Source organism: Microcoleus sp. K1-B1, assembly GCF_036704705.1.
GTDB lineage: Bacteria > Cyanobacteriota > Cyanobacteriia > Cyanobacteriales > Microcoleaceae > Microcoleus.
In genome coordinates, this window is the sequence record NZ_JAUBSH010000146.1 from 1 (window position 1) to 9,938 (window position 9,938).

The 9,938-nt window shown below is 46.4% G+C and carries 5 protein-coding genes and 1 CRISPR repeat array; of the genes, 1 reads left to right on the forward strand and 4 read right to left on the reverse strand.

From position 1 onward, the window contains the following. Nucleotides 1-111: 111 nt before the first annotated feature. A CRISPR array of direct repeats spans nt 112-1,225; the repeat unit is 35 nt; unit sequence GTTTCCATTAATTCAACTTCCGAAGAAGCCTAAAG. A gap of 268 nt (nt 1,226-1,493) precedes the next feature. Continuing rightward, a complete protein-coding gene (cas1, locus tag QUA83_RS29235; RefSeq protein WP_333297655.1) occupies nt 1,494-3,557 on the reverse strand; it encodes a CRISPR-associated endonuclease Cas1 in 2,064 nt (687 codons plus the stop codon). A gap of 418 nt (nt 3,558-3,975) precedes the next feature. Here cas1 and QUA83_RS29240 point away from each other — a divergent pair, with 418 nt between their 5' ends. Further along, on the forward strand, nt 3,976-7,590 hold the full coding sequence (locus QUA83_RS29240) for an NACHT domain-containing protein (protein WP_333297656.1): 3,615 nt from the start codon (nt 3,976-3,978) through the stop codon (nt 7,588-7,590). A gap of 75 nt (nt 7,591-7,665) precedes the next feature. On the opposite strand, the gene QUA83_RS29245 is transcribed toward QUA83_RS29240, so the two are convergent. The 3 genes from QUA83_RS29245 to QUA83_RS29255 form a co-directional block, all read right to left on the reverse strand. Further along, entirely contained in the window at nt 7,666-7,869 is a 204-nt protein-coding gene (locus tag QUA83_RS29245; RefSeq protein ID WP_333297658.1) for a hypothetical protein, read from the reverse strand. A gap of 327 nt (nt 7,870-8,196) precedes the next feature. Then, nucleotides 8,197-9,006 (reverse strand): peroxiredoxin-like family protein, encoded by an 810-nt coding sequence (locus QUA83_RS29250; protein WP_333297660.1) that lies wholly within the window; start codon nt 9,004-9,006, stop codon nt 8,197-8,199. Between the two features lie 453 nt (nt 9,007-9,459). Beyond that, nucleotides 9,460-9,936: an Hsp20/alpha crystallin family protein gene (locus QUA83_RS29255; RefSeq protein ID WP_333297661.1), complete on the reverse strand. Its 477-nt coding sequence runs from the start codon at nt 9,934-9,936 to the stop codon at nt 9,460-9,462. Nucleotides 9,937-9,938: the final 2 nt, after the last annotated feature.

The following is a 9,938-nucleotide window of genomic DNA, read 5'->3' on the forward strand; positions in this document are numbered from 1 at the left end:
TTTTTGTGCGTTAGCCTTACTTAATTCAGTTTACCCTCTCCGGGGACTGGAAGAGTTTATTTCTTGGATGTCCCTAAGAGAAAATAAAGGTGTGGTGAGATAATAATTCTTGTTTCCATTAATTCAACTTCCGAAGAAGCCTAAAGCAGCAGGTCCTGTCGATCCTAACGGCGCAGGTTCCAGTTTCCATTAATTCAACTTCCGAAGAAGCCTAAAGAAAGGGTGTGAAAGACGTTAACTACGCGATTGGAGAAGTTTCCATTAATTCAACTTCCGAAGAAGCCTAAAGATCTACTCCGGTAAAGATGACGACTTTGCTTATGGCAGTTTCCATTAATTCAACTTCCGAAGAAGCCTAAAGAACGAGATGTTGAACGCATCATCCAAGATGCGGAACGGTTTCCATTAATTCAACTTCCGAAGAAGCCTAAAGTTGTAAATCCGAAAAAATGTCAACTCTGCAGTATTAGTTTCCATTAATTCAACTTCCGAAGAAGCCTAAAGATCAAATCAGGTTTGTTGTTTCCTAACAATAACACTTGTTTCCATTAATTCAACTTCCGAAGAAGCCTAAAGCTGCAACCGGTGGAGTATAATCTAGCCCTAGCTAAGTTTCCATTAATTCAACTTCCGAAGAAGCCTAAAGAAGTGAAGGGTATGTGGAGGTTGAAGCTTCCAATCAAGTTTCCATTAATTCAACTTCCGAAGAAGCCTAAAGTATTGATGTCGCCTACAAAAGCTTTTTCGCAAGGAGAAGTTTCCATTAATTCAACTTCCGAAGAAGCCTAAAGTTGAAAACCGCGAATACCACGTGGTGGCTCAGGAAAAGTTTCCATTAATTCAACTTCCGAAGAAGCCTAAAGTTTGTAGTAAACAAAATTGTTCTTCAAGGGGTCTCTAGTTTCCATTAATTCAACTTCCGAAGAAGCCTAAAGATCTCGGTTGAAAAACCGGTGAACCACAATCCTTTCCTGTTTCCATTAATTCAACTTCCGAAGAAGCCTAAAGAGCTTAATAACACTGCAGATCAATATCCAAATGATCGTTTCCATTAATTCAACTTCCGAAGAAGCCTAAAGATCAGCCTCATCAGCCTCGCGAAACAAGTGCTGTAATCGACGTTTCCATTAATTCAACTTCCGAAGAAGCCTAAAGCTCTAATTACAGCCTTAATCGTTTCGGTTTTTCTGGTTTCCATTAATTCAACTTCCGAAGAAGCCTAAAGGCTAGCTCCTAGAAGCCTTACCCTAAAATAAGTCTACAGCACTTTTTCGTGGGGGTCAAAATTTAAAGTCAATAAAAGCAGGATATTCTCAACAAATCAGCAACCTACAGTAAAATAAGGCTTCCAAACCTTTACCCCAAAAGAATTTCGTGGGGGGTAACGACAGAATAAGGGTTTCAGACATCACCTACCCCCCACGAAAAAGCTAATTAGACAACCGTGGAACTAACAAACAGAGAAAAAATCCCTTTCTCTCACCCACCGAGCCCTACTTATCCCACATCATCGGCCGATACACCTCAACCTCTCCCATCAACGCTGAGATGTACTCCCGCACCTGCAATTCCAAACAGCGACGGTACGCCACCTTATAACCAGTATGGGGATGAGTCGTCTCCGACAGCAACTTTTCATCCCAATGCTTGAGAAACTTCTTCAAAGCATGAGGTTGAAGAAAAACCCCACCCCGTTCATCTGGCGGCGTAAAATCATCCGCAATAAAAATCTGAGAATTAATCAAATACGTTACCAGAGAATCCACAACCTGAGCCCGAAACTCCTCCATCAAATCTGAAACCAAAGCCGGGTGATTGTCGCGGGGCACGTGAAGATTCCCAAAATGCGTGTGCAGCCCCACAGCTTCCACAAACGAACTCACATTCTGACTCAACAAAGTGTAGCCCAAACTCAGCAAACTATTAATCGGATCAGTAGGAGGGCGCTTAGTGCGAACTTCAAACACAAACGGGCCCGAAAACAAAGAACCCAAAGCTTGAAAATAAACAGTCGCCGCTTTCCCCTCATAACCCCGCAGCGCATCCATAGACTCAGCCAAATGCAAACTTTCCATCAGCATTTCCAGCATTTCCACCGCCTGTAAAACCGATGTTTGACTGGCATCCTTCGATTTGCGATAGCGGTTCAACCGCATCAGCAGAATCCGCGAATTGTGCAACTTTGCCCGCACAATTGCCTCCGCTTGCAGCCGAACAAACTCAGGATTCATCGAACAACTCACCTGCTTTGTCAAGTATTCCACCTTTGCCCGCCCGTCGTGTTGCAACCGCCCGAAATAGCGACCCCGCTGCGACAAATACAGAATAGGAATCCGCTGATGCAGCGCACAAGATACAGCCCCGTGAGACACATTGCAGCAGCCAAACAAAATAATGTGGCTTACCCGACTAGCGGGAACTTTTATCCGCAATACCTGCTGGTAATAAACCTGAAACTGCTGGTTTTGAATGCTCAAATAAGCTCCCTGATCCGTGACATACAACGTACTCATAGGTTCCCTCCAAAAATGTTCCGAATTAGCGCGTGGCAAAACAATCCGCTTGACTGAAATACTGCAAGCCAAAGGCTTTCCAGAAAACACAGGTACTTTGCGAGTTACTGCGCGAGAAAAAGGCTGTCCCGAAGTAGGGGCAAACCCCCCGTGGTTGCCCTTTGCGGCTGGCTGGGCGGGCACGGGGGCACCGCCCCTACCTGGGGGGGGTTCCGGTGCAAAAACCTCTCCATTGCGAAACAGATAACCGAGAAAAGTAAACTCCTCATCGGGTGCAAAAATCCGCGTCTTCTCTGGCTGAAGTTTTAAATACAAACTGCCCAGCCAAGAACTAATCTGTTCCAAACAGCGATTAGCTTGAATAGAATCGGCACAAGCGATTGCAAAATCATCGCCAAACCGCACCAAATTCAAACCGTGACTCAAACAAAGTCGGTCAAACTCGTTCAAGTACAAATTAGCCAAAGCACCGGAAAGAATCGCCCCTTGCAAAACTCCCTGATTCGGATACAAACACTGACCCTTAACAACAATTCCCGACCCAAGCTGCTGTTGAATTAACTGGCGCAAAATCGGCTCTAACTGCAACTTCTCCAAATCACTCAATAGCAGCGGCCAACAAAGGTTGTCAAAAAACTTCTCAATATCAGCCTTGACTACCCAAGCCTGCCCGAATCGATAATAGGAATACAGGTGTTTGACAGCCATCTGTATGCCCCTGCCGGGACGGTAAGCGTAGCTGCAATCGAGAAAAACATCCTCCAGCGGCCAATACAGTTCGTCCAGCAAAAAGCGCTGCACAATTCTGTCCCTAACCGTAGGAATGCCAATCAAACGCTTGCCGCCGTTGGCTTTGGGCTGGTAAAAACCCTTAGCCGGACGCGGAAAATAAGATTCCTGCTGCAACTGCTGCTGCAAAATCTGCAACTGGTATCGGGCAACACCGGCAAACAAATCAACCGTAATGCCGTCAATTCCAGCGCTGCGACTACGCTTGCGGACTTGCTGCCAAGCCGCGTGCAGAGGTTCTGGTGTAAATTCCATGTACCCCCCAATTTGGGTTTTAAACCTTACAACTTCGATTTTTGCAGGGGGGTGTTTGAGTTCAGATTTGAGTGGTTGACAAATTTGTATGAGTTGGTGTATGAGTTGAGGTAGCTGCACTGGAATGACTGTTGACTGTTGACTGTTGACGATTCGGATGTAACCAGCGACAACGCGGCAATTCAGGACACGGCAATGCCGTTTCCCTACCTCAGAATCATCTATCGCCCTCTTGTGAGCTAACCATCGCCGGATTAATTGTAGGGACACGGCAGTGTCGTGTCCTGATGGTTCGACTGTGGGTAATATCAATATCCGATGCCACCGGATTTGATATGATGCAAAAAACCTGGTTTCTAGCCACCCGTGCGTAAGTCCTGTTCAGGTTAAGTTGACACGAATACTCTTCACACGCCCTATGTCAAACCGCACTCTCCAAGCAACCGCTGAAGGAATCAAACTCGCCAAAAGAGCTTTGGGACGCAAAAAGTTGACGCAAAAAGCTCTGGCTTTTGAAATGGCGCTCGCAGCTTGGTCAACTGTTAACAGATTTTTTACGGGGAAGGCGATTTATCGATCGATTTTCATGGAGATTTGCCATGTTCTTGACTTAGACTGGCAGCAAATAGTCAGTCCCGAAACAGAACCGGAACCGGAACCTATTGACCCACAAATTGACGAACTGCTTGTCGCAATAGAACGCAGCGGCGCTCGTGCCAGAGCCGCCCTCAATCCCTACATTCTCCCTCCCATTCCCCGCGAAACCCTGCTGTCCAAGTGCCTTAAAGAAATACGTGCCGGAGTCTTTGAAAACAAGCGTCGCATCGTCCCGATTTTAGGAGCCGCCGGATACGGCAAAAGCACCATCCTCGGCAGCATCTACGACGAACTACACGCCGAACAAAGTGAATCAGGCAACAGTTGGCTGGCCTTAGCGCGATGCGACGATTTAATCGAATCCGCTGAAACCTTTGCCCTAGAACTCGGTGAAAAAATTAGCGGCAAGCGACAATCTATTATGGAAATTGCCCAACAACTAACAGCCCAACAAAGTCGCGGCATTCTCCTGATTGACACTTTAGATATTGTACTGACAAAACCTTTAGTTCCGGTGTTGCGCGGCATCTTGTCCCAGTTATTAGAAATCGGCACAACAGTTGCCTTTACCTGCCGCGATACCGACTACAGCAACTTTTTTGACCCCTACCACGAAAGCTTTGCCGGATTCCGAGAAAGCGTCAGCGACAACTGTAAAATTACTCCCTTCACGGGCGAAGAAGTCAAAACGGCCGCGCAAGAATTTATTAAAACCCAACCCGGATTCAGCACTTTAGAAAGCCAGCAATCTTTTGCTAACAAAATTATTGCCCTTTCCGCCGACAGCGTATCCCTACAAGAAATCGTTTGTCATCCCTTGCTGCTAGCTTTACTTTGCGAGTTGTTTGCCGCTGAAGAAACGGTTCCCGAAGATTTAACAGTGAGCCAGCTCTACGAAAAATATTGGGATTGGAAAATTGCCAAAGTCCGCCACAACTTGCAGTCGGGGCATCTCAGCCTAGTCAAACAAAAACTGTGCTTGAAACTAGCGCGGTTGATGTATGAAAGCTCAGGAGAGAGATTGCGTGACTTTGTTTACGAGGGTGATTTAGACCTCAGCGAAACTGATTTCTCGGCTTACAATTCACTCAAAAGTGACGGAATTTTAAAAGAATTGGGAGGCAAGCGTTCTGGTTTTTTTCACCAGACATTTTTAGAATATGCGGTCGCCCGTTGGATGAATACGAGCGAAACAGGCGAACGAGCCAAAGACCAACTTAAAAATGATTTAATTGCTTCTAAAATTGCAGATTCGAGATATTATATTTGGTCAATATTTCGCCAACTTTTAACCCTCCTGAGCCTGCCGGAATTCAGCCAAATTTCTCAGGAATTAGACACAACCAAAATCCTGCCTTTTCGCGCCCTTACCTTTGCCAGCGTTTCCCGCACCGAACCCGAATCCTCAGCCGTGTTGCTGTCCCTGCTGGGAATAGCCCTTATTAGAGACTATAGCTTCCAAGAAACCCTGCTGGCGGCAGCTAGAGGAGCACCGCAGCGCCACGGCGATGTTGTTTGGGAACTCGCAGTTCAACTGCTGGGAAATGTCGGCCCGGAACTCATTAACAAAGCAGCCGAAACTGTTGCGGAACTGCTGGGGCGATTTCCCGCAGCAAAGCCTGCAAATCTTGAATTTCCGGCTGCAAATTCTCGGTTTGAGCGAGCCCTAGCAGCTATTGCCAACCGACAGCCAACCGCCGAAAATAACCGACAAGAATTATATCATATTTGGGGTAAATTTATCGGTGTGTTTTGTGAGATTTATATTAACAAACGGAGCGATGGCGTTGAACTAGAAATCTTAGAAAGCCTAAAAAAATATTACTTTGTTTTTGGCGGCAACGTTCGGTCTACCGTCGTCGAACTTTACTTGACTCCGGGCGTCCCTGCCACTGTTCAGCGAGACTTTCTGCTAACAATTATCTCTCAACCAGTTTCCGAACAATTCAAAGAAAAAGAAAACGCCATACAACTCCTCAGTCGCCTGCTGCCAAACTTTTTAGCTGCGGGCGATACAGTTTTCGGCACCACTTGGCAAACAGCACTCTGCGCCCCTTTAGATAAATACTGGACGGCCGTTGCCGCCGGTGCTGTAGGTCTCGCCGCTGCATCTGATTCAGCCTTGCTAGAAGCGATTTTAAAGAGTACATTCAGCGCCAGTTTGCCAACCGAACTAGGAGATTTAACCAGGCGCAATCTCGCTGCTATTACATCAGCAGTTGGCAGCGGTGCAGTCGATTTAGTTGCCAAAATTTTACTCAAAATTCCTATAGAAACTATCCCCGCCAATCGAACATCAACTATTACTTTATTATTTAGAGAACTGGCAAGTGCTGCTAACAGTGCGCGTCCCCTCAGCAGCGAATTGCAATTAGCTTTAGTTGAGTGGATTGTCCCGGCGATCGATCGAGCTCCCGTAGAATTTATCCGGGCAATTGATGCTTTAGCAGATAATCGAGCGGTACAGCAGCTTTTAGCAGAAATTCTAGAACAAATTCTCCCCACACTGCCAGCACAGCAAACAGCTCAAATTCTCAAAAAACTCAATAACGTTCCTCTTCAACTCGAACCTTACTTACAAAAAAATGCTGCCTCAAAAGAAGCGCGCTCTGCCCTAATTAAATTGTACCGCCAGCAAGCAGAAAATAACTCGCAAACAGCTATTTCTGAACTCGCAAAACTGTGTTTAGACCAGTCGCGAGATGTCGCCCTTGATGCCTCGGCAGTCCTACTCACCCTTGCCGAACAGAAAAAACCCATTGAGTTACAGCAATTGCTGCCAGTCTTTGCAAAGTCTCCCCTCGTTGGCGCGCGCCAAAACTGTTTGAAAGCTTTTATTGAAACAGTCAATTCGCAAGTAGTCGCGACCTCAGAAATTATCGCTGTTTTTGAAACTTTAGAAAACGATTCGGCTGCCGAAATAGTACAACTATTGTATAAATTGATAGAAACGGCTATTTGGAATCATCCTTCAGGAATAAAAACAATGGATTTCGATTTAGCAAAAGCGACCTTTGAGTTAACCAACCGAATTGTTAAAAGTTCTAATCAAGAACTGATTAACATGGGAGCAGCTTCAGCGCTGATTGCTTTCAATCAAATAGCTCTTTTAGAAAAGAAAGAATTCATGTTCCAGATAGGCGCTTGTACCCGCACCTTACTGCGAATTACAGACATCAGCCGCAAAGTAGATAAATTAGTTGTCACAGGATTGCTGACTAAAATTGCTAAATTTGACTCCGAGTTTTTAGCTTCTATTGTCCGAGAAGATTTCATCGCTAGCGGTTCCCTAATGCCAGTAGCGAATCAGTGCGCTGTTGCTGTGGCTGTTGCAAACGACTGCGGCAAAAATTCACCGCTGCTAGATGAGATTTTGAACGATCGCAGAATTCCCAACGAGGTGAAAAGTCGCATTATTCGCGATCGGGAAACTTGAGAGAGCAACCATAATAGAACTCCTGTTGAGCAAGTTAAGCTGAAGCTGTCCTAAAAAATCAATCTTATGAATTCACTAACTTCTCTGCACGACTTCCTCACCAATGCCACCAGCATCTTGAATTTCGCGCTGTCGGTCGAACTGGCGATTGCTTGCCTCTGGGGGGTGTGGCATGGCTTTTGGCGGGCGTGAAGCAAGTGCCGGCAAAATAGCTCTACTAGCTACAATCACCGCAATCATGTTTCGCTTGTGGCAATCGTGGCCGCATGAGTGGCTCATCTTTGCTGTGCTGCCTCAATGCGCGTTCTGGGTGTTTGTTGGGGGATTAGTCGGCTGCACTTTCAAGTGGGTTTTCGAGCAAACAGTTGCCCGCAACTGATAAGTTGAGATTTAAACTATTCTGTAAGCAAGAAATTGCCAGCCGCAATGATGGGATTGAGTACGATCGCATGAATCCCCCTATCCGTAAGCCCATGCCCATTCGCTATCGACCACTCTTACCCCCTGCAAGCCCCACACCCGTTACCTTTTAGGAGGCGACCGCCCCCAGTCAAACGCTATCGACCACTCTTACCCCCTGCAAGTCCCACACCATAAGTGTTGTAGTTAGTGCATACCGTCCTGCCCCAACGAGTCTCCATCAGCCACCATTTCTGAGAGAAATGTCAGGGGATTGCTCATATCAGCAGCGAAACCAAGGATGGCGCGATCTCGATGCTCGTAAACTAAATCTCCCCGAGCATTAAACAAAAAAGTTGCGCCTCGTTGAGTGAGATAAGCAGCATTTGGAACATACGTTTTCCAATGACTCAGCACTTCTCCCATATTCCGCAGCCGTAAAGTTGCCAATTCAAATGGACGCTGGAAACCCTTGCCACCTGCCCACCGGAAAGTGGAGCCTCTGAGGGCTGGAAAAGGAAAAGCCTGGATAATTTCATCATCACCAATTAATTGAGGTGCTTTTGCGTCGCCTCGATATCCTCTCCATACTTCTGCCAGAGTGCCAGGGCTACCAATCCCGGAACACATCAACAATAGATTGACGTAAGCATTCATAGCAGCCGATAAACCCGGTAGTTTTAACGATAAACCTGGATACAGGTCAAGTTTGTGGTGCAGTTGGGCGCTGGGATCTACAAACAAACAGTCGGCAGGAAATCCTGTATAACCACAGAATCGCTCACCCGAGGAGAGTGAGCCAATTCCCACAGCTCGGATTGCTATCCCTTGTGTTTCCAGCCGTTGAGCGTCCCGCTGCAACCACCAAGCATATTCAAGGCTGTCGAAATCTCCCAATTGTGGCAAGAACAGAACCAATTGCCTTATAGAGGATTCGCAACCGTTCAAGATGGGTAAAACGGCTCCATCGCTTACCCGTTGGCGTGAGGTTTGGCTCAAGAGGGTATGGATATTCATCGGCTAATTATCTATTGAGGAATTGGGAAAGTAGAAAATCATCAGTTGGGGGACAGATGCTTTACTCACATCAAATCGGGAGGCTACTTTCTGAATTGATGTATCACCTGGTTGAGATGCTTTAACTATTGCGCTTGAGCTGGCAGGGTATGTCTAGCTGTGCTACTTTACCACAGATAAGCCGGTGATTAGAGGTGATCGCCAATCCTCCTCCGGTTCACAGACTGTATGAAATTGAGGCCGACCAGTCTGAAATATTTTGGCAGACTAACTGGAATCAGTGCCAATCCACGGCATCTGTAGGTAACTTTTCGATCGGCTTTCCCAAATAAAGAATACCGAGAGCAATGGTAGCTCCCGGTATCAGCTTTTCCAGTTCCGTTGTTGTTAAGTAAACCCAATCAGGCTCAATGAAAGGAAAATTTGCCTCACTCCATTAAACACAGCAGATCGTTATTGGTTAGCCTGTTCCAAAGCTGGATTCGTTGAAGCTCCAGCAATTTCGGCTAAGTTAATCTTGACGACTTTATTGCGAGCTTCAGTCACTTTGGGCAATGTTAGCGTTAGAATGCCATCTTTGCATTCAGCTTGCACAGAGTCGTTTTGAATGGGTGCGGGCAAGGGAAGCACCCGGTGGAATTTGCCATAGCGGAATTCAGAGCGGACGTAGCCTGATTTCTCGTCTGTGTTTTCGTAGCGGCGTTCGCCAGAGATAGAAATTGCTTCCGGAGTCACTTGAACGTCAATGTCTTTGGGGTCAATTCCAGGCAGTTGCGCTTTTAATACGAAGTTATCTCCAGCATCAGCCAATTCCAGAGCGGGCATCCAAGTGGCTTCTGAATTATCTCTCGTTGCTGCCAGTTGGTCAAAAACTTTATCGAGTTGCTGACGGATGGTTTCAATTTCCGTGAAGGGTTGCCAAGAGCGCATCA

Bases quoted from the DNA above. Each gene is read 5' to 3' on its own strand.
- cas1 (WP_333297655.1), bottom strand. From the start codon at position 3,557: ATGGAATTTACACCAGAACCTCTGCACGCGGCTTGGCAGCAAGTCCGC.
- QUA83_RS29240 (WP_333297656.1), top strand. From the start codon at position 3,976: ATGTCAAACCGCACTCTCCAAGCAACCGCTGAAGGAATCAAACTCGCC.
- QUA83_RS29245 (WP_333297658.1), bottom strand. From the start codon at position 7,869: ATGAGCCACTCATGCGGCCACGATTGCCACAAGCGAAACATGATTGCG.
- QUA83_RS29250 (WP_333297660.1), bottom strand. From the start codon at position 9,006: ATGAATATCCATACCCTCTTGAGCCAAACCTCACGCCAACGGGTAAGC.
- QUA83_RS29255 (WP_333297661.1), bottom strand. From the start codon at position 9,936: ATGCGCTCTTGGCAACCCTTCACGGAAATTGAAACCATCCGTCAGCAA.